A 22,485-nucleotide genomic window follows, 5' to 3' on the forward strand; every position below is an offset into this window, starting at 1 on the left:
TGCGCGCACTAACTTGACGCACGCAGAACTTGGGTTCCCGCCTTCGCGGGAACGACGAGGAGACGCGGGAACGACGCGGAAGCGCGGGAACGACGAGAATCCGCGCGAACGACGCTCTAGTGCCCGCGCCCCTTCCTCACCTTCGCCACCGGCTCCCCAGCTGAAGCCACCGCCCCAGGCGCCCGCACAGGCTCGGGCGCCGGCCCGCTCCACTCCCGCGCCACCGTTCCCGGCGGCTGGCGGTACCAGCCCGGATCGCGGAAGTCGCCGCGCGCCAGGCCTTCGCGCACCTTGATCATCGTGAACATGCCGCCCATCTCGATCTCGCCGAAGGGGCCTTTGCCATCCATCATCGGCAGGGTGTTTTCCGGCAGCGGCATGCGCATGCTGCCCATCGAGCCGCCCTTGTCGCCCATGACCATGTAGCCCGGCACCAGGTCGTTGATCTTGCGCGCCACGCCGCTGTGGTCGACGCCGATCAGGTTCGGCACCTGGTGGCCCATCGCGTTCATCGTGTGGTGCGATTTATGGCAGTGGAAGGCCCAGTCGCCGGGCGCATCGGCGATGAATTCGATCGCGCGCATCTGGCCCACGCCGATATCGACCGTGACTTCCGGCCAGCGCGCCGCCGGGGGCACCCAGCCGCCGTCGGTGCCGGTGATCTCGAAGCGGTGGCCGTGGATGTGGAAGGGGTGGTTGGTCATCGACAGGTTGCCCATGCGGATGCGCACGCGGTCGTCCTTGCGTACCACCATCGGGTCGGTGCCGGGGAAGGCGCGGCTGTTGATGGTCCAGATATTAAAGTCGAGCATCTCGTTGATGTTGGGCGTGTAGCTGCCCGGCTCGATGTCGTAGGCGTTCAGCAGGAACACGAAGTCGCGGTCGACCGCATGCTGGCGCGGATCCTTCGGGTGGGTCACCCAGGAACCCATCATGCCCATGCCGATCTGCGCCATCTCGTCGGCGTGCGGATGGTACATGAAGGTGCCGGCATAGCGCGCCACGAATTCGTAGACGAAGGTCTTGCCCGGTGCAATCGCCGGCTGGTTCAGGCCCGCCACGCCATCCATGCCGTTCGGCAGGAACTGGCCGTGCCAGTGGATGCTGGTCGCCTCCGGCAGTTTATTGGTCACGAAGATGCGCACGCGGTCGCCCTCGACCACCTCGATGGTCGGGCCCGGGCTCTGGCCGTTGTAGCCCCACAGGTTGGCCTTCATGCCGGGCGCGATCTCGCGCACCACCGGTTCGGCCACCAGGTGGAATTCCTTGACGCCGTCCTTCATGCGCCAGGGCAGGGTCCAGCCGTTCAGGGTGACGACCGGATTGTAGGGCCGGCCGTTGGGCGGGACCAGCGGCGGCGCGGTACCGCTCGAGCTCTGGACCGGGGCCTCGGGGATGGCGGCGGCTGCCGCCTTGCTGACCAGCGATGCGCCGACCATGGCGGCACCGGCGCCGGCGCCGTTGATGAGAAAATTTCTGCGCGATGTCATTCTGCGTGTTCCTCGTGATTCTGCTCATGCTGGACGTGCTGCGCCTTTCCGTCACCTCCGAGGCGCACGCCGAGCGCCGCCTCCAGGCTGGCATGCGCCGTCCAGAATTCTTTCAATGCGTCGATGTAGTTCGAGACCGCGTCGGCCTGGTCGCGCGAATCGGCGAGCAGGTCCTGGGTCGACAGCAGCATGCCGTTGTAGCGCAGCAGGACTTCCTTCGAAATCTTCTTGCGCAGCGGGATGATGGTGTCGCGGTAGTGCGCGGCGACGTCGAAGGCGGTGCGGTAGCCGAGATAGCTCTCGCGCGCCTCGCTGCGCGCCGTGACCGCGGCCTGGGCCACGCGCTGCAGCGCCTGCATGTAGACGCCCTCGGCCCGCGCGGTGCGGGCTCCTCCCCAGTCGAACAGCGGCAGTTCCAGGCTCAGCTCGTAGCCGCGCGCGGTGGGCGCGTGGCTGTCGCTCTCGTTCACGTAACCCAGGTCGAGCACGTTGACGAAGCGGGTCGCTTTGGTCAGGCCCAGGTTGGCGGCGGTGGCCTGCGCATCGAGCTTGGCCGCCTGCACGTCGAGGCGCTGTTCGATGGCGATGCGCTCGATGTCGCGCAGCTGCGCCGGCGCCGCCGGCAGTTCCGGCAGGTGCTCGGGCAGGCTGTATTGGGCGTCCTTGCCCCACAGGCCCAGCAGGCGGGTGAGTTTCTCGCGGCTGGCCACCGCCTCTTTGCCGGCGAGGGCCAGCGCCGCCTGGGTTTCGGCGTGGTAGAGCTGTTCGCGCGAGAGGTCGAGCTGGCTCATGTTGCCGACCTTCGCCATGCGCCCGGCCAGCTCGGCGCTCGCTTCGGCGGCGGCATCGACCTGGCGCGCGTACTCGAGCGCCTGGTTGGCGGCCACCGCCTCGACCCAGGCGATGCGGGTGTCGCGCGCATGCTGCTCGATCTCGCGCGCGACTTCCAGCCTGGCCTGCTCGAAGCGCTGCGCCTCCAGGCGTGAAGCCAGCGGCAGCGTCAGCAGCCGGACCAGGTTGACGGTGAAGGTGCGCTCGATCGCGACACCGCCGCCGTTCCCCACATGCTTGTAGTCGAGCACCGGATTCGGCAGCCGCCCGGCCTGCACCAGGTCGGCCTGGGCGATGCCGACTTTCCAGTAACTCGCCTGCAGGCCGGGATGGGCCAGCACCGCCACCTTGACCGCATCGTCCATGCCGAGCGGCTTGGCCAATGTGGTTTCGACCACCTGCGCCAGTTCGCGCGCGGCCGCATCGTCGCGCGCCAGGCGCGGTTCGACGCCGATGCGGTCGCGGGCGCCGGCGGCCACCGAGTCGAAGCCGCCGCCAGGTGCCACCGTGCTGCAGCCGGCCAGCACGGCCAGCGCCAGCGGGGCGCCGAGCATCTTCAGGTTCATGGAGTCTCCTTGGGCTTGTGGGTATGGTCCATCTTATCCATCTTGTCCTTGCAGCAGCAGCCGGGCTGGCAGCAGGACATCTTGCCGCCGCCGGCCGCGCCGTCGCTGGCGCCGGGCGTGCACATGTCCGGGCTGTCCTGCTTGCCCATGGCCATGCCGTGCATGCCGGCGTGGCCAGCGTGGCCTGCATGCGGATCGGCGGACTGCGCCGCCGCCATGGCGTGACCCGCATGCGGATCGGCCGCCTGCGGCGCCGGTGCCTGGGCAGCCATGTGCCCGCCATGCCCGGCCATCGGTTTCATGGTCAGCGCCATCGAATTGATGGCGGCCACGGTCTGGTTACCCGCGACCCAGTTCTGGTCCGGCGTGGTCGAGGGTGCGGCAGCAAGGCGCGCACCGAGCGCGGACTGGTAGCGGGTGGCCGGCACCGCGGCCTGCGGGTCGGCGGCGTGCCGGGTTTGCGCCTGGGCGTGAAACGCGGATGCGGCCAGCAGCAGGCAGGCGCCGGCGCGCACGAAGGGGAATCGGTGTTGCATGGTGTTCCTCGTTGACGATGCGTGATGACAGCCGTCGGCCCGATGGGCGACGGCGCGTGATCGGGTCAGGCGAGGAAGCTGCTGGGAGGTCGTTCGAGAAGGACGGGGTCGACGCTGGGCAGGTGGCCGGCGCGGAAAGGAATCGACACGGTGGAAGGCGGCGCCAGCGCCGGGACGGCGGGCAGGCCCAGGGCCATCGCCGCGCCCACACAGCAGGCGCCGCAGGTGCCGCATTTGGCCTTGTCATGCTGGCCAGCAGGTACATCGTCGGCGGGGGGCGCCTGGGGCGGGGACACCTTGTGGTCCTCCGCCATCTGCTGGTGGCAGGGCGGCTGCCCGGCAAGCGGCGCGGCCTGGACGGTCACGCTTGCGACGGCTGCCGCAGCGTGCCCGACGCGCGGCAGCATGCCTGCCGCGGCGAATGCCTGGAAGGGCAACGCCAGCATCAGGAAGCACAACAGCAGCGATCGGACGATGGATTTCACGGCTTCATTCTAGCATGGCCCGGCTCGCCCCGGCCATGCACGGCTGGCATGACGCGGCCGTGGCGAGGCCGGATAAGTGGTAGCATCGTGCCAACATCGCCATCGACGACGGAGGCATTTACCATGATTCCAGCGGCCCGGTCAGGCCATTGCCGAACGCAGCGCACCCGATTCGAAATAGATATGCTTGATCGAGGGGTAGAGCGCCGCGACCGCCTTTTCCAGGCGCTCGATCGCGCGCTCCACCTCGTCGATGCGCATGCCGCGGCGGAACTGCACCGAGGCCGTCAGCAGCACCTCGTCCGGTCCCAGCTGCATGCTCTGCACCCCCGTCACGCTCAGGATCGCCGGGTCGGTTTCGAACACCTCGCGGACTTTGCGGGTGGCTTCGGCGCCGATGCTTTCGCCGACCAGCAGGGCGCCGGTCTCGCGCGCCAGGGTCACTGCGGCACCTACCAGCAACAGTCCGATCAGGATCGATGCGGCGGGGTCGATGTAGGGATTGGCGAACGCCTGCCCGAGCGCGATGCCGACAGCGGCGATGAGCAGGCCCGCAAGAGCCGCCGAGTCTTCGATGAACACCGTGAACACGGTGGCGTCCTTGCTTGCGCGCATGGTCTTCCACAGCGAATCGCCCGGCTTTCGCCGCTGGTTGAGCTCCTTGCGCGAGACGTTCCAGCTATAGCCTTCGAACAGCGCGGAAACGCCCAGCACGACGTAATTCCAGAACGGGTCCTGCAGGGGCTCGGGATGGCGCATCGCCTCGTAGCCATGGTAGATCGACAACCCGCCACCCAGCGAGAACACGGACATGGCCACGATCAGCGCCCAGAAGTACAGCTCCTTGCCGTAGCCGAACGGATGCCGGGCGTCGGCCGGCTTGGCGCTGTTGTGTTCGCCGAGCAGCAACAAGAGTTCGTTGCCGCTGTCGACCGTCGAGTGGATGCCCTCCGCCATCATGGCGGCGCTGCCGGTGATGGCGGCCACGATGAATTTGCACACGGCGATGCCGACGTTCGCGCCGATTGCCGCATAGATCACCTTGCGCCCGGCATCGGCGCCGCCCGCCTTTGCCGGCGCCTTGCCGCCCGTCTGTCCGGATTGATTGCTGCTCACGTTCTGCTCTCCCATGCCGTGCTGGCCCGGCTCCAGTGTAGCCAATCCGTCACGACTGCCCTGCACGGCTGGGAGCGCGCGGCCGGGACGGCGGCATGAGCGTACGCAACCTGCGCCAGCTGTTCGCGCCGAAGTCGGTGGCCGTGATCGGCGCCACCGACCGTCCGGGCAGCGTCGGCGCCACCATGCTGCGCAATTTGCGCGAAGGCGGCTTCAAGGGCCCGGTCTACCCGGTCAATCCGAAGTACGACAGCATCGGCGGCCAGCAGGCCTGGCCCGACGTCGCCAGCCTGCCGGCGGTGCCCGACCTCGCCATCGTCTGCACCCCGCCGCAGACCGTGCCCGGCATCGTGCGCGCGCTCGGCGAACTGGGCACGCGCGCCGCGATCGTGATGAGCGCCGGCGTCGCCCTTGGGCGCGATGCGCGCGGACGCAGCCTGAAGCAGGCGATGCTGGATGCGGCCAATCCCTACCTGCTGCGCATCCTCGGCGCCAACAGCGCGGGCCTGCTGGCGCCGGGCATCGGCCTGAACGCCAGCATCGCCGCCGGCGGCGCGGCGGCGGGCCGGATCGCCTTCGTGTCCGAGTCGGGGGCCTTGATGACCGGGGTGCTGGACTGGGCGCGTTCGCGCGGGATCGGCTTTTCCAGCTTCGTCTCGCTGGGCGAGTCCGCCGACGTCGACTTCGGCGACGTGCTCGACTACCTGGCCAGCGACGGCGGCACCAGCGCCATCCTGCTGCACGTCGAAAGCCTGCGCTATGCGCGCAAGTTCATGTCGGCGGCGCGGGCGGCGGCGCGCAGCAAGCCGACCGTGGTGCTGAAGGCCGGCCGCTCGCTGGAAGCGGCGACGGCCGGCGCCTGCCTGTCGGGCGTGCTGGCCACGCCGGACGACGTCTACGATGCCGCGATCCGGCGTGCCGGCATGCTGCGCGTGTACACCACCGAGCAGCTGTTCGCGGCGGTCGAGACGCTGGCGCGCGCCAAGCCGCTGTACGGCGAACGCCTGGCCATTCTCGGCAACGGCGCCGGCCCGGTGGTGCTGGCGCTGGACGCGCTGCAGTATGCCGGCGGCGCGCCGGCCATCCTGCAGGAAGACACCGTGCGCAAGCTGCGCCACATGGTGCCGGAATGGCGCGGCGACGGCCCGCTCAACATCCGCGGCGACGCCCCGCCCGAGCGCTACCACGACGTGGTCGAGGTGCTGCTGCACGACCCCGGCGCGAATGCGGTGCTGATGATCCACGCGCCGAACGCGGTGGTCGCGCCCAGCGACGTGGCGCGCGCGGTGGCGCCGCTGGCCAGGGGCTCCTCGCGCAATGTGCTGGGCTGCTGGCTGGGCGTGCAGTCGGTGCTGGAAGCGCGTACCATCGCCGCCGAAGCCGGCATGCCGGCCTACCGCACGCCCGAGGATGCGGTCAACGGCTTCATGCAGATCGTGCACTACCGCGAAAACCAGAACCTCCTGATGCAGGTGCCGGCCTCGGTCGGCGACGGCGAACCGGACCGCGAGCTGGCGCGGCGCCTGGTGCGCGAATCGATCGACAAGGGCCGCTACCTGCTGGCCGACCCCGACACCAAGGCCATCCTCGCCGCCTACGGCATTCCGGTGGTGCCGACCCGCGCCGCCGCCACGCCCGAAGACGCGGTGCGCGCCGCGCGCGAGATCGGCTACCCGGTGGCGGTGAAGATCCTGTCGCCGGACGTGGCGCAAAAGAGCGACGTCGGCGGCGTCACCCTCGACCTCGACAGCGACGCGGCGGTGCTGGCCGCGGCCGAGCGCATGCGGCGCCGCCTGACCGAGCTGCAGCCGGGCGCGCGCCTGGAGGGCTATATCGTGCAGGCGATGGCGCGCAATCCCGAAGCCCACGAGCTGATCGCGGGCGCCGCCACCGATCCCGTGTTCGGCCCGGTGATCCTGTTCGGCCAGGGTGGCCTGGCGGTGGAGCAGGCGGACGACCACGCGGTGGCGCTGCCGCCGCTGAACACGGTGCTGGCCCATGAGCTGGTGTCGCGCACGCGCGTGGCGCGCCTGCTGGAGGGCTACCGCAACCACCCGAAGGCCGACATGGACGCGATCCTGGCGGTGCTGGTGCAGGTCTCGCGCCTGGTGGCCGATGTGCCCGAGATCGTCGAACTCGACATCAATCCGCTGTTGGCCGACAGCCGCGGCGCGCTGGTGCTGGACGCGCGCATGCGCATCGGCATGGCCGACCGTTCCGGCTCCACGCTCGACCGCCTGGCGATCCGCCCTTATCCCGCCGAGCTGGAAGAGAGCGTGCCGTGGGAAGGCGGCACCCTGCTGCTGCGCCCGATCCGCCCGGAGGACGGCGCCGCCCACGTCGAGTTCTTCAACCGCCTGACGCCGGACGACGTCCGTTACCGCATGTTCGTGCGCGTGCGCGAGCTGCAGCCGGCGCAGCTGGCGCGCTTTACCCAGATCGACTACGACCGCGAGATGGCCTTCATCGCCACCCGGCCCGGGCCCGACGGGCATGACGAAACGCTGGGCGTGGGCAGGGTGGTGGCCGATCCGGACAACATCAGCGCCGAGTTCGCGGTGACGGTGCGCTCCGACCTGAAGGGCAAGGGCCTGGGCCGCATGCTGATGGACAAACTGATCGCCTACTGCCGCGCGCGCGGCACCCGCGAAATCGTCGGCGAGGCGCTGCCGCAGAATGCGCCCGTGATCGGGTTGGTGAAAAAGCTCGGCTTCACGGTAGGGCCGGTGGACGAGGACGAGGGCGTGCGCAAGTTCTGGCTGACGCTGCGCTGAACGAAGCGCTTGACGCGTCTCAGCGCGCCTGCGCCCGCGCCGCATCCACGCGTCGGAACAGCTCCGCGTTCAGCTTGCGCGAATGGCCGGGCATGTGCTTGCGGGTGCGTTCGATCTCCTGCAGCTCCGGCTCGGCGACCTGCGGCTTGCCGTTGGCGAGCGCCCAGATCGCCAGTTCGGCGCGTGCTTCCAGGCTGCCGAAGCGGTGTGCGGCGGCAGCGAACTGCGAGCCTGCTTCGTCCTGGCGGCCGGCCGCGGCATAGGCCTGGCCGAGCAGGATGCCGACCTGCTCGGGACGGAAGTTCGGCTGTTCGCCCGCCAGCGTCTCGAGCAGGGCGATGGTGCCGGCGGCATTGCCGCTGGCCAGGCGGGCACGGGCCGCGCCCAGGCGCAGTTCGGCGTCGCGCGCGAACGGGCCCTGCAGGCAGGCTTCGTACTGCTCGGCGGCCTTGGCGGGCTGGCCGCTTTCCAGCAGGGCGTTCGCCAGGCGCATCTGATTGTGCGCGGTCGGGGTCAGCTCGAAGGCGCGCTGGGGGTCGCGCACGTCGCGGCCCGGGTCCAGGCTGGCCTGGAGCGCGCGGCCGGCCCTGGCCGCCGAATGCTCCAGCCGCGAAGAGGGAAGGAACACGGCGACGAAATACACAATGCTGCCCAGCAGCGGGAAAAAGAACAGCACGAACAGCCAGTACATGCCCTGGTGCGTACGTATCGCGTGGATCGCGAAGAACAGGGCGATGATGACGTGGAGGCCGATTCCAAAGATTTGCATGACGATTACTTGCTGGATGACAAGGCCGATAGGATAGCCGATTCAGCGCCGGAGTTCCGACATGATTTTCTCGGCCAGAAAATCGCACGGCGGGCGCTTGGACTTGCTGCTGCGCGCCAGGACCACTTCCAGCGGATCGATGTCCGGCAAGCCCTGGGCCTGACCCAGCAGGCTCAGATGGCCCGGCACCGCGCAGCGCGCCAGCGGCGCCACCGCCAGTCCCGCCTCGACCATGCTGAGCAGCCCCATCAGGCTGGGGCTCTCGTAGGAGGTCCGGTAGGGGATCTTCGCGCGCTCCAGGCTGCGGATCGCGTTTTCGCGCGCCACGCTGCCCGGCAGGAAGACCGCGATCGGCAGCGGCCGCTCTTTCCACAGGGCCTGGGCGCTGGGGTTCGATGCCCACACCATCGGCTCGAAGCGCACGAATTCGCCGCTCAGTCCTTTCACGCGCGTGGCGCAGACCAGGTCCACCGAGCCGTCCTTCACCATCGGCGCCAGCGCCACGCTCGGCAGGCCCACCACCTGGATCTCCACCTTCGGGTAGGACGCCGAAAACTTCTTCAGGATGCCCGGCAGCAGGGACGAGGCATAGTCGTCGGGCACGCCGATCACCACACGGCCGGTGATGTCGGGGCGCACCACCGCGGCCCAGGCTTCCTCACGCAGGGCCAGCATGCGCCGCGCGAAGCTCAGCAGGACTTCGCCGTCCTGGGTCGGGGTGACGCTGCGCGGATTGCGCACGAACAGCGGCTTGCCGAGCGCGTTCTCGAGCGTCTTGATCTGCATGCTCACCGCCGATTGCGAGCGATGCACGACTTCCGCCGCGCGGCTGATATTGCCGGTGTCGGCCACCGCCACGATCATGGCCAGCACGTCCAGGTCCAGGGCTTTCATTTGCTATCAGATAATCTAATGGATGCGATCAATATTATGCGATTTTCTTGATCCCGTGTGTCGGGCATAGTGGCGTCAAAGGAGCACTACCATGAACGCACGAGTAAATATCCACATGCCTTACGTGACGACCGGCGCCGGCGAGCCGCTGCTGTTCGTGCACGGTTCGCTGTGCGACTACCGCTACTGGAACAGCCAGACCGCCGTCCTGTCGCAGCAGTTCCAGTGCGTTTCGGTGAGCCTCAGCCACTACTGGCCGGTGGCCGATGCGTCCGCGCAGGGCGAGTTCGGCTGGCAGGCGCACGTCGACGAACTGGCCGGCTTCATCGCGGCGATGGGGCTCGGCCCGGTGCACCTGGTGGGGCATTCGCGCGGCGGCTGCGTCGCCTTCCACCTGGCGCGCCAGTATCCGCAGCTGGTCAGGAGCCTGACCCTGGCCGATCCGGGCGGCCCGCTGCAGATCGAGGGCACGCCGCCGGCGGCGCTGCCGTCCGCCACCGAACGCCTGCGCGCGGAGGTCGCGGACCTGATCGCCCAAGGGGCGGTCGAGGCTGGCCTGGAGATGTTCGTCGACTCGGTCAGCATGCCCGGCATCTGGAAACGCAGCTCTTCCCAGTTCCGCGCGATGGCGGCCGACAACGCGGCCACGCTGCCGAAGCAGTTTCGCGATCCCTTGCCGGCCTACACCCGCGCCGATGCGGCCGGGGTGCGGTGCCGGACGCTGTTGATCGCCGGCGAACGCAGCCCGCGCATGTACCGCAACAACGTCGACAAGCTGGCCGAATGGATCCCGCAGGCGGAGCGGCAGACCATCAGCGGCGCCTCGCACGGCATGAACGTCACGCATCCGGCCTCGTTCAACCGCCTGATCGGCGCCTTCGCCAGCGCATAACCTTATCTGCCTAGTCCAGCCACGGATGGGCCGTCAGCCAGCGGCCCAGCTCATTGTCGTTGGCGCACTGCAGCTTGCTGAAGATGTTGGCGCGGTGGGTTTCCACCGAGCGCGGGCCGCAGGGCGGCACCAGGATGCGGGCGATCTCCTTGTTCGGCTGGCCCAGGCCCACCAGGCGCGCCACTTCGCGTTCGCGCGGCGTCAGCTCGGCCCATAGGCGCAGCGCCTGCGCACGCGCGCGCGCCTGGGCGATGGCAGCCGGCAGCTTGTCCAGCAGCTGCTGGGTGTCCGGTTTTTCGACCCAGTCGTAGGCGCCGCGCCGCACTGCCTCCAGCGCGGTCGGGATGTCGCCGTGCGCGGACAGGAACAGGGTCACCAGCGGGCTGTGCTCGGCCAGCAGGCGTTCGAACACGGCCAGGCCGCTCATGCCGCCCATGCGCAGGTCGAGGATCACGCAGCCCGGCTGGCGCATGTCGACGGCCTCGAGGAAGGCTTCGCCGGACTCGAAGGCCTGCACCGCCAGGCCCTGGGAAAACAGCAGCAGCAGCAGTGAACGGCGCAAGGCTTCGTCGTCGTCGACGACGTACAGGGTCAGCGGCAGGTCTTTCATGGTGCTCATGATAGCGCAGGCAGCGTGAAGGAAAAGGCGGCGCCGCCGTCCGGGCGGTTTTCGACGGTCATGAAACCGCCGTGGGCTTCGACGATGGTGCGGCAGATGTTCAATCCCAGGCCCAGGCCGTCGGCCCGGGTGGTGAAGAAGGGGGCGAACACCTGTTCCATCTGCTCGGGCGGAATGCCGGGCCCGCGGTCGGCGACGCTGACCCGCAGTCCTTCATCGACGCGGCGGGTCCCGAGCTCGATGATGCGGGGCTTGGGCCGGTCCTGTATCGCGTGCATCGCATTGTGGATCAGGTTGACCAGCACCTGTTCGAGCAGCACCCGGTCGCCGCGCAGCGGGGCGTCGGCGCCGTCCAGCGTCAGGCGCAAGGCGATGTCCTGGCCTTGCAGCTCGGGCTTGAGCAGCGTCTCGACGTGGGTGACGACGCTCGCCATGGTCAGGTTTTCATAATGCGCCCGCTGCGGGTTGATGAAGGCGCGCACCCGCTTGACGATTTCGCTGGCGCGCTTCGACTGCTCCACGATCTCGTCCAGCGCCCCGGGCAGCATGTCGGCGGCCCCGCGCGCGGCAAGGGCGCGCGCCGCGACCGCGAAATTCGACAGCGCCATCAGCGGCTGGTTCAGTTCGTGTGCCAGCGTGGAAGCCATCTCGCCGACGCTCGCCAGGCGCGCGCTGCGCTGCAGGCGCAATTCCTGGTCGCGCTGCCGGGCCTCGGCCTGCTTCTGGGCGGTGATGTCGACCACGGAGCTCATCCAGCCGCGGTGCACGCCCTGGGCGTCGACCAGCGGCGCCGCGTAGACCATGGTGATCACGTCGTGCCCGTCCTTGTGGCGGATACGCGATTCGAAGCCGTGCGGCGCGGCCCGTCCCTGCAGGGCGTCGTCGCTTTCGCGCGCCTGCTTCTCCAGGTCGTCCGGGTGCCAGTAGGGGTAGGGCGGGCGGCGCCCGAGCAGTTCTTCCGCGCTGTAGCCGACCATCGCGCACAGGGCCGGATTGACGTAGATGATCTTGCCGTCCGGGTCGCGCGCCCGCATGCCCACCAGCAGCGAGTCTTCCATCGCCTTGCGGAAGGCGTGGGCTTCCTCGAGGTCGCGGGTGCGCTCTTCGACCCGGCGTTCCAGCTCGAGCCGCGCGGCGCGCTGCTCGACGAAGCGTTTTTCGCGCAGGCGCAAGTACAGCACGCCGAGCAGCAGCAGCGCCGCCGCCAGTGCGCCGAGCGCGAGCGCGGCCTGGCGCGCCTGCAGCACTTCCTTCATGTCGGTGGTGACGGTCAGGGTCCAGCCCAGCTCCGGCAGCGGCGTGTCCAGGGCCAGCAGCTTCATGCGGCGGCCGTCGACGTCGGTGCGCAGGACGTAGCCGGGCGTGTCGCTGCGCGGCTGGATCTGCCAGGGCAGGATCTCGAAGCGCCCGCGGCTGCCGTACTGGCCGTGCTCGGCCACCCAGCGCGCCTCCGCCGGCGGGACCGGACGGATCGCGTGGAACAGCCAGGCCGGCACGGCGCTCAGAAACACGATGCCGCGGCTATCCCGCAGCAGCACCGGCTCGGGGCCGCGCATCCAGGCCGCCTGCAGCGGCTCCAGGCTGATCTTGACCACCATGACGCCGACGATCGCGCCCTGTGCTCGCACGGGTTCCGCGATGAACAGGCCGGACTGGCCAGTGGTGAGGCCGAGGCCATAGAACAGGCCGCGCCGGCCCTGCAGCGCGTCTTCGAAATACGGGCGCTGGCGGTAGGACTGGCCGACGAAGCTGGACGGCAGGTTCCAGTTGCTGGCGGCGAGGGTGAGTCCGGCGCGGTCGACCAGATACAGCGCGGCGGCGCCGGTGGTCGACTGCAGGTCGGCGAAGTAGGCGTTGACGCGCGCCTGCAGGGCCGCGTCGCTTGGCGTGCGCAGCAGCTGCTGCACGTCCGGGTGGCGGGCGGCGGCGTGCGGCAGGAAATTGTGCTTCTCGACGATACCGCGCAGGCCCAGCGCGTTGGCGGCGGCGGCCTGGCGCAGGGCTTCGGTCCGGGATTGCAGTTCGCGCTGCTCGGCCCAGCTTCCCGAGGCCGCGATCAGGACCAGCGCGGCGACGGCGGCCAGCAGCTTGCGCCAATGGTGAGTGATGAACATCGGCAGACGATAACAGCTGCACCGGCGCTTGAAAACACCCCTCCGTAGTTTTACGGAGGCCGCGGCGACGAGATTGCGGATGCGCGCCGGCCTGCCTGCCGCGATAGTGGAGGCCTTCAAAAAGAGGAGACAACAATGAACACTGTCACGACAAAAACGGCCCTCGACGACCGTGTCGAGGCCGGCGAACGCATTTCCGGCAAGCGCCTGCGCGCGATCTTCGTCGGCTCCGCCGGCAACCTGGTCGAGTGGTTCGACTTCTACTGCTATTCGGCCTTCGCGCTGTACTTCGCCAGTTCCTTCTTCCCGAAGCAGGACCCGACCGCGCAGATGATGTCCACGGCCGGCATCTTCGCCCTCGGCTTCTTCGTGCGCCCGATCGGCGGCATCCTGTTCGGCCACATCGGCGACCGCCTGGGCCGCAAGAAGGCGCTGATGACCTCCGTGCTGCTGATGTGCTTCGGCTCCCTGCTGATCGCCTGCGCGCCGACCTATGCGACGGCCGGCATCCTCTCGCCCTGCATCCTGCTGCTGGCGCGCCTGCTGCAGGGCCTGAGCCTGGGCGGCGAGTACGGCGCCAGCGCGACCTACCTGTCGGAGATGGCGGATTCGAAGCACCGCGGCTTCTACACCAGCTTCCAGTACGTGACCCTGATCGGCGGCCAGCTGATGGCGCTGCTCCTGCTGCTGGTCCTGCAGCGCTACCTGCTCGATGCCGAACAGCTGAAGGCCTGGGGCTGGCGCATTCCCTTCGTGGTCGGCGCCTGCCTGGCATTGCTGGCCCTGCGCATGCGCCACGACATGCCGGAGACCCAGTCCTTCGAAGCCGCGCGCAAGAAGGCCAAGCCGATGGGCGGCCTGAAGCAGCTGGCCCAGCACCCGAAGGAAGTCCTGCTGGTGGTCGGCCTGACCATGGGCGGCACGCTGGCCTTCTACGTCTACACCACCTACATGCAGAAGTTCCTGCGCCTGTCGGTCGGCCTGACCGATGCCCAGACCACCGCCGTCTCGGCCGCCTCGCTGCTGTTCGCGATGTGTCTGCAGCCGCTGTACGGCGCGCTGTCCGACCGCATCGGCCGCCGTCCGCTGCTGGTGGGCTTCGCGCTGCTCGGCACCCTGTTCACGGTGCCGCTGTTGACCGCGATCCGCAATGCCACCGGCCCGTGGGAAGCCTTCCTCCTGATCGCCTGCGCCTGGATCATCGTCAGCGGCTACACCTCGATCAATGCGCTGGTGAAGGCCGAGCTGTTCCCGGCCTCGATCCGCGCCACCGGCGTCGGCGTGCCCTACGCCTTCGCGGTGTCGGTGTTCGGCGGCACCGCCGAGTACCTGGCGCTGTGGTTCAAGTCGGAGCAGATGGAGAGCGGTTTCTACTGGTACGCGACCGCGGTGATCGCCTGCACCCTGATCGTCTGCTGGTTCATGCGCGACACCAGCAAGCAGTCGCAGATCGATGCCGAGATGAAGGCTTGATCAACGCCGGAAGCGCACATCCTCCTGCACCACCGGCGCGTCGCCCTTCGTCGGCGCGCCTGGTTTGCCTTTCTTCGGCTTCTTGGGCTTTTTGACGATCTGGCCGCTGGCATTCGTCTCCGGCACCCGGTGATCGGGCGCGAAGCCGGGTTCCTCGCGGCGCTCCAGCGTCTGCTTCGTCAGCATCTCGATCGCCGCCAGTTGCTGCACTTCGTCGGCGCAGACCAGCGACACGGCTTCGCCCGAGGCGCCGGCGCGGCCGGTGCGGCCGCTGCGGTGCACATAGTCCTCGGCGACGATCGGCAGGTCGACGTTGACCACCACCGGCAGCTCGTCGATGTCGAGGCCGCGCGCGGCGACGTCGGTGGCGACCAGGATTTTCACTTCGCCGGCCTTGAAACGCTCCAGCGCACGCAGGCGTGCCGGCTGCGGTTTATCGCCGTGGATCGAGTCGGCTGAGATACCTTTCGCTTCGAGCAGCTCGACCAGCTGGTCGACGCCCTTGCGGGTCTTGACGAAGGCCAGCGCCTGCGGCCAGGCGTGGCGCTTCAGCAGGTGCAGGAACAGTTCGGGCTTGCGCTTCTTGTCGACCGGGACGATCCACTGGCGGATCGCCTTGACCGTCGTGTTGCGCGGCGTGGCTTCGATGCTGACCGGGTCGCGCAGCAGCTTGGTGGCCAAGGTGCGGATCGGGTCCGAGAAGGTGGCCGAGAACAGCAGGGTCTGGCGGCGCTTGGGCAGCAGGGCCAGCAACTGGTCGATGTCGCGCGAGAAGCCGAGGTCGAGCATGCGGTCGGCTTCGTCCAGCACCAGGGTCTGCACCTGGTTCATGCGCAGCGCGTTCTGACGCTGCAGGTCGAGCAGGCGGCCGGGCGTGGCCACCAGCACGTCGACGCCCTTACGCAAGCGCATCATCTGCGGATTGATGCTGACGCCGCCGTAGGCGACCATGGTGCGCAGCGGCAGGCCTGCGCCATACGCGCGCACGCTTTCGTGCACCTGCTCGGCCAGCTCGCGGGTCGGTACCAGCACCAGGGCGCGTGCCGAGTTGCTATTCACCTGCATCCCGTCCATTACCAGCCGCTGCAGCAGCGGCAGGGCGAAGCCGGCGGTCTTGCCGGTGCCGGTCTGGGCGGCGGCCATCACGTCGCGGCCGGCCAGCACGGCCGGAATCGCCTGCGACTGCACGGCAGTGGGCGCTTTATAGGAAAGGGACTCGAGGGTGCGGACGATCTGGTCGATCAGGCCGAGCGAAGCAAACGACATGGGCAGGGAATCTTGTTATTGGTGAGAAGGCGATAGTGTACCGTGCCGCAGACGTGTGCGGCGGCAATCGCCGGGCGTGGGGCGCCGGGCTCAGGGCGCGATGAGGACCGAGGCCGACAGGTCGACCGTCGGCTTGACCGGTTCGCGCCGGTCCTGGCAGGCCACCGCCATCAGGCAGACCAGGACCAGCAGGCTCCAGCGCAAAGGATGCTTGTGCATGATGTCCCTCCTTGCACTTATCCTAGCGCCGAACGCCGGATAAATCAAAAGCGGTAGTTCAGGCTGGCGCGCAGCACCGGGTAGACCTTCAGGCTGTCGACGTCATCCGCCAGGCGCAGGCGCTCGACCGCGACGTCCTTGAACAGGATCTCGCAGGCTTCCTTCGAGACCGTGCAGCCATAGCTGCCCAGGTTCACGTTCGGGTTGCCCATGAAGAAGGCGCCGAGGTCGGCGTTGAAGCTCCAGTGGCTTTTGTTCGTGTTCGCCAGCGCATTGCCCCAGCCGATGCCGAGGTAGGGCGCGGCCTTGCGGTAGTCGATGCGGCCTTTCAGGATGCCGGCGCTGGCGGTCGAATAGGTATGGCCGTTCAGCGTGAGCTGGCCCAGCTGGTTGCCCTGGGCGGTGGCGTCGAAGCGGTTGCCGTTGTAGACCAGGCCGCCGGTCAGGTGGAAGGGGCTGCCGTCGCGCAGATACCAGTCGAACAGGACATCGAAGGTTTGCAGCTCGCCCTTGATCGCATAGTCGACGCCGCCGGTAGTGCGGTCGAAGTTGTGGTTGAACATGTTGGCGCCGAAGCGGCCGTTCAGGTTACTTTCCATCGGAACGACCAGGTGGAAGCCGGCGCCGGTGGTGCCGAGGTCCGCGGTGATGCCGACCTGCGCCTGGGCGGCGCCGGTGAGGAGGAGGGCGCCAGCCAGCGGGAGGTATTTCAGGAACATCGTTTTGCCTTCAGGATTCGGGAGGAGAAAAGGGAGTGCAGCAGGCGATTGTATCGGTAACGGATGTAATTATGTGTTGCAGCGTACTGAACGCAACATTTCGTTTGGTAAACTCGCCACATTGTTATATGGAGGGAAACCCATGAAGAACATCGTCTTCGGTTTGGCGCTTGCCGCCGCATCCGTGGTCCCGGCCCTGGCCCAGACCAATGTCAGCATCAGCGTCGGCCAGCCCGGCTTCTACGGCCGCGTCGACATCGGCGATTTCGCGCCGCGGCCCGTGCTGTACGCCCCGCAGCCGGTGATCGTGCGCCAGGCGCCGCACTACGTGGCCGAGCCGATCTATCTGCGTGTCCCGCCGGGCCACCGCAAGCACTGGTCCAAATTCTGCGGCCGCTACGATGCCTGCGGCCGTCGGGTGCTGTTCGTGCGCGACGACTGGTACACCAACACCTATGTGCCGCGCTACCGCGAACACTTCCATGGCCACGGCGGCCGCCGTCCGGACGTGCGTGTGGTCGAGCGCGTCGAGTACCGCGACCATGACCGCGGCCACGGCCGTGGTCACGGCGGACCGGGCCGTTGGGAAGAGCACGGCCGCGGCCATGGCGACGGTCCAGGACGCGGTCACGGTCACGGCGAAGGTCATGGCGGCGGCCACGGCCGCGGTCACGACTGAAGAGCCGGTTCGGCCGCGCCAGCGGCTTTTCCGCCTCCGTAGTAAACTGCCCTTGTTAGCCCGACAAGGAGGTAGATTTGCATAGCGAGATCGTGATCGTAGGAGGCGGGGCAGGCGGGCTTGAACTCGCCTGCAAGCTGGGCCGCAAGCTGGGCCCGTCGAAGGTGATGCTGGTCGACAGCCGGCTCTACCACGTCTGGAAGCCCTCGCTGCACGAGGTGGCGGCCGGCACCCTGGACATCCACCAGGAGGGCCTGTCCTACCAGATGCTGGCCCATGACCGCGGATTCACCTTCGTGTACGGCGCCATGACGGCGCTCGATCACGGCGCGCGAACCATCGCCGTGGGCGCGGTGAGCGCCGCCAGCGATGGCGAAGAGATCTTTCCCGCTCGCACCATTTCCTACGGCAAGCTGGTGATCGCGGTCGGCAGCACCTCCAATTACTTCGGCGTGCCCGGCGCGCGCGAACACACGATTTCCCTGAACGCCACCGAGGATGCGGAGCGCTTCCGCCTGCGCCTGTTGCGCCTGCTGGCCCAGGCCGCCGAGGCCAAGGGCGAGGGCGCGTCGAATCCGGGCGTGGCGGTCGCCAAGGCGGTCGGCAGCGGCACCTTCGAATCCGGCGTGGTCGCATCCGATGCGGCCGGGGCCGGGGCGCGTTCGGCCACCGCGGACGCGACCCTGAGCGCCAACGCCGCCGGCGACACCGCGGTCACGGACGCCGGCCTGGTCCCGAACCGTCCCGCCAGCGGGCTGGACATCGTGATCATCGGCGGCGGCGCCACCGGCGTCGAACTGGCCGCCGAGCTGCGCGAAGCTTCCGGCGCCTACGCCGCCTACGGTTTCAATCGCCTGCAGGTGCAGCGCGACGTGCGCATCACCTTGCTCGAGGGGGCGCCGCGCATCCTGGCGCCGTTGCCCGAACGGGTGTCCGCTTCGGCCACGCGCCTGCTCGACGAACGCGCGATCCGCGTGGTCACCAACTGCCGGGTCACGCAGATCGACGCCCATCGCGTGACCGACAATGCGGGCCAGATCTATCCGTCCGACATCTGCGTGTGGGCGGCCGGTATCCGCGCGCCGGAATTCCTCGGCTCGCTGGGGCTGCCGGTCACCAAGGGCGGCGCCATCGAAGTCGATGGTCACCTCCGGGTCAAGGGCGTGGAAGGGGTGTATGCGCTGGGCGATTGCGCCGCCTGCGTCGACGGCAGCGGCAAGCCGGTACCGCCGCGCGCCCAGGCCGCGCACCAGCAGGCGGATTACCTGCTGAAAACCTTCATGAACATGGAAAAGGGGCATCCGCCGCCGAAAGACCCCTACGTCTACAAGGATTACGGTTCGCTGGTCTCGATCGGTCACCGGACCACGGTCGGCAATCTGATGGGCTCGCTACGCGCGACCTGGTTCGTGGAAGGCTTCATGGCGCGCATCATGTACCTGAGCCTGCACCTGATGCATCACCAGGCCATCCTGGGCTCGATGCGGACTGGGGTGCTGGCGGTGGCGCGCTTCCTGATCCGGCGGACGACGCCGCTGGTCAAGCTGCACTGAACTACCCCGTCGTTCCGGCGAAATACACCGTCGTTCCCGCGAAATACACCGTCGTTCCCGCGCAGGCGGGAACCCAAGTTCGACAAGCCGTCGAGACATGTACAACTTGGATTCCCGCCTGCGCGGGAATGACGTTGTTTCTTTCGCGGGAATGACGTTGTTTCTTTCGCGGGAATGAAGTTGTTTCTTTGGCGGGAATGACGTTGTTTCTTTAGCGGAAGCGACGTTGGTCTATTGCTTCGGCAGGATCAGGGTCAGCGCCGTGCCGCCTTCCGGCCCCGGTCCGAGGGTCAGGCTGCCGCCCAGCAGGCCGGCGCGCTCGCGCAGCAGGCGCAGGCCGTGGCAGCGCATCGACGCTCCCGCGTCCGTCGCCGGTCCGACACCGTTGTCGCGCACCGTCAGCATTGCCTGATCGCCGTCGTCGTCGAGGATCACCTCGACTTCGCTGGCCTGGGCGTGCGCGGCGATGTTGCGCAGGCCTTCCTCGGCGGCGCGCAGCAGGGCCACGCCCTGCGCACGTGAATACTCGGGTTCCTCGTCCGGCAGGCTGGCGCGCGCCTTGATGCCGTGCTCGCGGCCCCATTCCACCACCAGCTCGGCGATGGCCGCCTTCGGGCCGAGGAATTCGAGTTTGTCGTTCCACAGCGCCAGCTGCATCTTGCGGTTGGTTTCGATGATGTTGTTGAGCAGCTGCTTCATCTGCGCGGCGCGGTCGCGCTGCGGCTGTTCCTTCAGGTGCGAAGACAGCAGGCCCAGGTGCATGGTCAGCGCCGTCATCGACGAGCCGAGGCTGTCGTGCAGGCGGCGCGCCAGCTGGCGGCGCTCCTCGTCCCAGCAGGTCGTGAGATGGCCGAGCAGCTCGGTCAGTTCCGCGACGCGCGCGGCCGGGTCGCCATCCTGAGCGGGTGAAGGGGGGAGGGGTGCCGAAGCTTTCATAAAAGCAACCAATTAATGTTTCCCAAAATGATACAACAGCTTGGCTTGGGACGGCGCGCAGGAAATACCGAATGTGTGTTTCCGTACAGTCGCGGGGGTAGTCTTGGGCGAAGCTGTTGTCACTGCTTCAAGCGCAGCTATCCAATCACAAGGGGGAAATACCATGACCACCAAGTCCAATGCCACTTCCGGCAACGCCGCCAAAAACGCCGCCATCCAGGCTGCCGGCATCACCGGCCAGGACGCGATCGCGCTGCTGACCGCCGACCACCGCGAAGTCTCCGAGATGTTCAAGCAATTCGAGGAACTGAGCGATCGCGCCAAGGCCAGCAAGCAGAAGCTGGTGCAGAAGATCTGCAACGAACTGATCGCCCACACCCAGATCGAAGAAGAAATCTTCTATCCGGCGGTGCGCGAGGATGTGAAGGATTCCGACGACATGGTCGACGAAGCCGTGGTCGAGCACCAGGCCGCCAAGGACCTGATCAAGCAACTGCAGGAAATGGATCCGGACGAAGACCTGTACGACGCCAAGGTCAAGGTGCTGGGCGAGGAAATCGAGCACCACGTCAAGGAAGAGGAAGAAGAGATGTTCAAGCAGGCCAAGAAGAGCGGCCTGGACATGGTGGCGCTGGGCCAGGAAATGGCGCAGCGCAAGCAGGAAATCCTGTCGACCCTGTAACAAAAAAGCCTGCGATTGCAGGCTTTTCTTTTATGCGTTGGCCGGCTCGGCCAGCTGCTGGAGCAGGGTGACCAGGTCCACCGGCTTGACCAGGTGCAGGTCGAAGCCCGCTTCCAGCACCCGGCGCTGGTCTTCGGCCAGGCCATAGCCGGTGAGGGCGATCAGGCGGATGTCGGCCGTGTCCGGATGCTGGCGCAGCCGGCGTGCCACTTCGTAGCCGTCGATGCCGGGCAAGCCGATATCGACCAGGGCCACGCCGGGCAGCTCGGCGCAGGCCAGCCGCACGCCTTCCAGGCCATCGCGCGCCTGCAGTACCGGATACCCATAGGAACCCAGCATGGTCGCCATCATCTCGCGGCCATCGTCATTGTCTTCGATCAGCAGCACGGTCGGCTTGGCCGCGGCCGCGACGGTACTGGCCGGCGCGTCGATCGCCGCGGTCGGTTCGGCGCGCGGCAGACGGATCTCGAAGGTCGAGCCCTTGCCGCTGCCGCCGCTGGTGGCGCTGACGCTGCCGCCATGCAGCTCGACCAGGCGCCGCACCAGCGACAGGCCGATACCCAGCCCGCCCTGCGAACGGTCGATCGAGATCGAACCCTGCACGAATACGTCGAACACCTGCGGCAGCAGGTCAGGCGGAATGCCGACCCCGGAATCGCGCACGGTCAGCACGACGTCCTCGCCGACGCTGTCGACGGCAATCTCGATCTGGCCGCCGCCCGGCGTGTATTTCAGCGCATTGTCGATCAGGTTGGTGGCGATCTGCTCCAGGCGCGTCGGGTCGCCGTCGACCCAGCCGGCGTTTATCCGGCTGTCCAGCTGGTAGCCGGCGGTGCGGCCGGTGGCGCGGAAGGTGTCCAGGCAGCTCGAGACCAGCGGGCCGATGTCGATGCGCTTCCTGGACAGCAGGATCTTGCCCGACATCGCGCGCGACAGGTCCAGCAGGTCGTCGACGATGCGCGACAGGTGCTGGGTCTGGCGCTGGATGATCAGGCGCGCGCGCGACACCGATTCGGCGCCGGCGCCCGGCATGCCGAGCAGGGAAGAGGCGCTGCTGATGGCCGACAGCGGATTGCGCAGCTCGTGCCCCAGCATCGCCAGGAATTCGTCCTTGGCGCTGCTTTTGCGCTCGGCTGCGCGGCGTTCTTCCATTTCGCGCACCAGGCGCTTGTTGGTGGCGGTCAGCTCGGTGGTGCGCTGCGACAGCTTTTCGGCCTGGCGCTTGAGCTGCTCGTTCTTGGTGGCCAGCGCCACGAACACCTGCACCTTGGCGCGCAGCACCTGCGGAATGACCGGCGTGAACAGGAAGTCGGCGGCGCCGCGCTGGTAAGCCTTCAGGCGGTCGATCTCGTCGGCCAGGAAAGCCGTGACGAAGATGATCGGGATGTCGGCCGAGCGCGGGCGCTGGTGGATCGCTTCGGCGGTTTCGAAGCCGTCCATGCCGGGCATGTTCACGTCCAGCAGGATCACGGCGAAATCGTGGCGCAGGACCTGGCGCAGCGCATCCTGGCCCGACCGGGCCGACAGCACTTCATAGTGGCTTTCCTCGGCCCACTGATCGAGCAGGCTGGTGAGCGCCAGCAGACTGGCGGCATCGTCGTTGACGACGAGGATCTTTGGCTTATCGGTGTTGGGCACGGCTTGTCGGGCTGTCAGACGGGTGGTCGAGGCGCTGTATTCACAAACTTTGCAAAGGATAGCAGATGGTTTCCCATTGCAAAATAAATCTGCAAAAAGTGTTGCAATTGGTCATGATAACACGGCCAAATAAAGACAAAAAATCAATCGTGCGCGCCCTTGGAACACGGTTCGGTGCCGCACATACGCAGTGCGGAAGTTTGTGAGATAGTGAAAACGACAGGCGACAACTTG

Annotated in this window: 20 protein-coding genes; 6 read left to right on the plus strand and 14 right to left on the minus strand. The window is 67.8% G+C overall.

Annotated features, from left to right (window positions below; all coding sequences use genetic code 11):
- Positions 1–116: 116 nt before the first annotated feature.
- The 5 genes from NX782_RS14045 to NX782_RS14065 all read right to left on the minus strand — a co-directional run bounded on the left by NX782_RS14045 (position 117) and on the right by NX782_RS14065 (position 5,024).
- The gene (locus NX782_RS14045; RefSeq protein WP_258846094.1) at positions 117–1,490 is read right to left on the minus strand and encodes a multicopper oxidase family protein; all 1,374 of its coding nucleotides are present in this window, start codon (positions 1,488–1,490) and stop codon (positions 117–119) included.
- A complete protein-coding gene (locus NX782_RS14050; protein WP_258846095.1) occupies positions 1,487–2,887 on the minus strand; it encodes a TolC family protein in 1,401 nt (466 codons plus the stop codon). The genes NX782_RS14045 and NX782_RS14050 overlap by 4 nt, the downstream gene beginning before the upstream one ends.
- Positions 2,884–3,423: a hypothetical protein gene (locus tag NX782_RS14055; RefSeq protein ID WP_258846096.1), complete on the minus strand. Its 540-nt coding sequence runs from the start codon at positions 3,421–3,423 to the stop codon at positions 2,884–2,886. The genes NX782_RS14050 and NX782_RS14055 overlap by 4 nt, the downstream gene beginning before the upstream one ends.
- A gap of 65 nt (positions 3,424–3,488) precedes the next feature.
- A complete protein-coding gene (locus NX782_RS14060; RefSeq protein WP_258846097.1) occupies positions 3,489–3,908 on the minus strand; it encodes a hypothetical protein in 420 nt (139 codons plus the stop codon).
- A 141-nt stretch (positions 3,909–4,049) separates the two neighbouring features.
- Complete coding sequence (locus NX782_RS14065; protein WP_258846098.1) at positions 4,050–5,024, minus strand: cation diffusion facilitator family transporter; 975 nt, start codon at positions 5,022–5,024, stop codon at positions 4,050–4,052.
- Between the two features lie 95 nt (positions 5,025–5,119).
- Here NX782_RS14065 and NX782_RS14070 point away from each other — a divergent pair, with 95 nt between their 5' ends.
- Complete coding sequence (locus tag NX782_RS14070) at positions 5,120–7,798, plus strand: bifunctional acetate--CoA ligase family protein/GNAT family N-acetyltransferase (RefSeq protein ID WP_258846099.1); 2,679 nt, start codon at positions 5,120–5,122, stop codon at positions 7,796–7,798.
- Positions 7,799–7,817: 19 nt separating this feature from the next.
- Here NX782_RS14070 and NX782_RS14075 read toward each other — a convergent pair whose 3' ends face one another.
- The gene (locus tag NX782_RS14075; protein ID WP_258846100.1) at positions 7,818–8,567 is read right to left on the minus strand and encodes a tetratricopeptide repeat protein; all 750 of its coding nucleotides are present in this window, start codon (positions 8,565–8,567) and stop codon (positions 7,818–7,820) included.
- Positions 8,568–8,609: 42 nt separating this feature from the next.
- The gene (locus NX782_RS14080; RefSeq protein ID WP_258846101.1) at positions 8,610–9,461 is read right to left on the minus strand and encodes a LysR family transcriptional regulator; all 852 of its coding nucleotides are present in this window, start codon (positions 9,459–9,461) and stop codon (positions 8,610–8,612) included.
- 91 nt (positions 9,462–9,552) lie between these two features.
- On the opposite strand from NX782_RS14080, the gene NX782_RS14085 reads away from it, so the two are divergent.
- Positions 9,553–10,353 carry an alpha/beta fold hydrolase gene (locus NX782_RS14085; protein ID WP_258846102.1) on the plus strand — a complete coding sequence of 267 codons (801 nt, stop codon included), beginning with the start codon at positions 9,553–9,555 and terminating at the stop codon, positions 10,351–10,353.
- A 10-nt stretch (positions 10,354–10,363) separates the two neighbouring features.
- On the opposite strand, the gene NX782_RS14090 is transcribed toward NX782_RS14085, so the two are convergent.
- Positions 10,364–10,963 carry a response regulator transcription factor gene (locus NX782_RS14090; RefSeq protein WP_258846118.1) on the minus strand — a complete coding sequence of 200 codons (600 nt, stop codon included), beginning with the start codon at positions 10,961–10,963 and terminating at the stop codon, positions 10,364–10,366.
- Positions 10,964–10,968: 5 nt separating this feature from the next.
- Positions 10,969–13,086, minus strand: coding sequence for a sensor histidine kinase (locus NX782_RS14095; protein WP_258846103.1), 2,118 nt, complete (start codon positions 13,084–13,086; stop codon positions 10,969–10,971).
- 135 nt (positions 13,087–13,221) lie between these two features.
- Here NX782_RS14095 and NX782_RS14100 point away from each other — a divergent pair, with 135 nt between their 5' ends.
- On the plus strand, positions 13,222–14,559 hold the full coding sequence (locus tag NX782_RS14100; RefSeq protein ID WP_258846104.1) for an MFS transporter: 1,338 nt from the start codon (positions 13,222–13,224) through the stop codon (positions 14,557–14,559).
- On the opposite strand, the gene rhlE1 is transcribed toward NX782_RS14100, so the two are convergent.
- The 3 genes from rhlE1 to NX782_RS14115 form a co-directional block, all read right to left on the minus strand.
- Positions 14,560–15,825, minus strand: a complete 1,266-nt coding sequence (gene rhlE1, locus NX782_RS14105; protein ID WP_258846105.1) for an RNA helicase RhlE1 — start codon at positions 15,823–15,825, stop codon at positions 14,560–14,562. It abuts the gene before it with no gap.
- Between the two features lie 90 nt (positions 15,826–15,915).
- Positions 15,916–16,044 carry a hypothetical protein gene (locus tag NX782_RS14110; protein ID WP_258846106.1) on the minus strand — a complete coding sequence of 43 codons (129 nt, stop codon included), beginning with the start codon at positions 16,042–16,044 and terminating at the stop codon, positions 15,916–15,918.
- Positions 16,045–16,088: 44 nt separating this feature from the next.
- Positions 16,089–16,763: a hypothetical protein gene (locus tag NX782_RS14115; protein WP_258846107.1), complete on the minus strand. Its 675-nt coding sequence runs from the start codon at positions 16,761–16,763 to the stop codon at positions 16,089–16,091.
- A gap of 142 nt (positions 16,764–16,905) precedes the next feature.
- Here NX782_RS14115 and NX782_RS14120 point away from each other — a divergent pair, with 142 nt between their 5' ends.
- Positions 16,906–17,442 carry a hypothetical protein gene (locus tag NX782_RS14120; RefSeq protein ID WP_258846108.1) on the plus strand — a complete coding sequence of 179 codons (537 nt, stop codon included), beginning with the start codon at positions 16,906–16,908 and terminating at the stop codon, positions 17,440–17,442.
- Between the two features lie 77 nt (positions 17,443–17,519).
- Positions 17,520–18,995, plus strand: a complete 1,476-nt coding sequence (locus NX782_RS14125; RefSeq protein ID WP_258846109.1) for an NAD(P)/FAD-dependent oxidoreductase — start codon at positions 17,520–17,522, stop codon at positions 18,993–18,995.
- Between the two features lie 231 nt (positions 18,996–19,226).
- On the opposite strand, the gene NX782_RS14130 is transcribed toward NX782_RS14125, so the two are convergent.
- Positions 19,227–19,931 carry a sensor histidine kinase gene (locus tag NX782_RS14130; RefSeq protein WP_258846110.1) on the minus strand — a complete coding sequence of 235 codons (705 nt, stop codon included), beginning with the start codon at positions 19,929–19,931 and terminating at the stop codon, positions 19,227–19,229.
- Between the two features lie 163 nt (positions 19,932–20,094).
- Between NX782_RS14130 and NX782_RS14135 the strand changes: the two genes are divergently transcribed.
- Positions 20,095–20,613: a hemerythrin domain-containing protein gene (locus NX782_RS14135; RefSeq protein ID WP_258846111.1), complete on the plus strand. Its 519-nt coding sequence runs from the start codon at positions 20,095–20,097 to the stop codon at positions 20,611–20,613.
- Between the two features lie 30 nt (positions 20,614–20,643).
- Here NX782_RS14135 and NX782_RS14140 read toward each other — a convergent pair whose 3' ends face one another.
- On the minus strand, positions 20,644–22,251 hold the full coding sequence (locus NX782_RS14140; RefSeq protein ID WP_258846112.1) for a response regulator: 1,608 nt from the start codon (positions 22,249–22,251) through the stop codon (positions 20,644–20,646).
- Positions 22,252–22,485 lie beyond the last annotated feature (234 nt).

It is taken from the genome of Massilia norwichensis, from assembly GCF_024753245.1.
GTDB classification, from domain to species: domain Bacteria; phylum Pseudomonadota; class Gammaproteobacteria; order Burkholderiales; family Burkholderiaceae_D; genus Telluria; species Telluria norwichensis.

Bases quoted from the DNA above. Each gene is read 5' to 3' on its own strand.
- NX782_RS14045 (WP_258846094.1), bottom strand. From the start codon at position 1,490: ATGACATCGCGCAGAAATTTTCTCATCAACGGCGCCGGCGCCGGTGCC.
- NX782_RS14050 (WP_258846095.1), bottom strand. From the start codon at position 2,887: ATGAACCTGAAGATGCTCGGCGCCCCGCTGGCGCTGGCCGTGCTGGCC.
- NX782_RS14055 (WP_258846096.1), bottom strand. From the start codon at position 3,423: ATGCAACACCGATTCCCCTTCGTGCGCGCCGGCGCCTGCCTGCTGCTG.
- NX782_RS14070 (WP_258846099.1), top strand. From the start codon at position 5,120: ATGAGCGTACGCAACCTGCGCCAGCTGTTCGCGCCGAAGTCGGTGGCC.
- NX782_RS14075 (WP_258846100.1), bottom strand. From the start codon at position 8,567: ATGCAAATCTTTGGAATCGGCCTCCACGTCATCATCGCCCTGTTCTTC.
- NX782_RS14080 (WP_258846101.1), bottom strand. From the start codon at position 9,461: ATGAAAGCCCTGGACCTGGACGTGCTGGCCATGATCGTGGCGGTGGCC.
- NX782_RS14085 (WP_258846102.1), top strand. From the start codon at position 9,553: ATGAACGCACGAGTAAATATCCACATGCCTTACGTGACGACCGGCGCC.
- NX782_RS14090 (WP_258846118.1), bottom strand. From the start codon at position 10,963: ATGAAAGACCTGCCGCTGACCCTGTACGTCGTCGACGACGACGAAGCC.
- NX782_RS14095 (WP_258846103.1), bottom strand. From the start codon at position 13,086: ATGTTCATCACTCACCATTGGCGCAAGCTGCTGGCCGCCGTCGCCGCG.
- NX782_RS14100 (WP_258846104.1), top strand. From the start codon at position 13,222: ATGAACACTGTCACGACAAAAACGGCCCTCGACGACCGTGTCGAGGCC.
- rhlE1 (WP_258846105.1), bottom strand. From the start codon at position 15,825: ATGTCGTTTGCTTCGCTCGGCCTGATCGACCAGATCGTCCGCACCCTC.
- NX782_RS14110 (WP_258846106.1), bottom strand. From the start codon at position 16,044: ATGCACAAGCATCCTTTGCGCTGGAGCCTGCTGGTCCTGGTCTGCCTG.
- NX782_RS14115 (WP_258846107.1), bottom strand. From the start codon at position 16,763: ATGTTCCTGAAATACCTCCCGCTGGCTGGCGCCCTCCTCCTCACCGGC.
- NX782_RS14120 (WP_258846108.1), top strand. From the start codon at position 16,906: ATGAAGAACATCGTCTTCGGTTTGGCGCTTGCCGCCGCATCCGTGGTC.
- NX782_RS14130 (WP_258846110.1), bottom strand. From the start codon at position 19,931: ATGAAAGCTTCGGCACCCCTCCCCCCTTCACCCGCTCAGGATGGCGAC.
- NX782_RS14135 (WP_258846111.1), top strand. From the start codon at position 20,095: ATGACCACCAAGTCCAATGCCACTTCCGGCAACGCCGCCAAAAACGCC.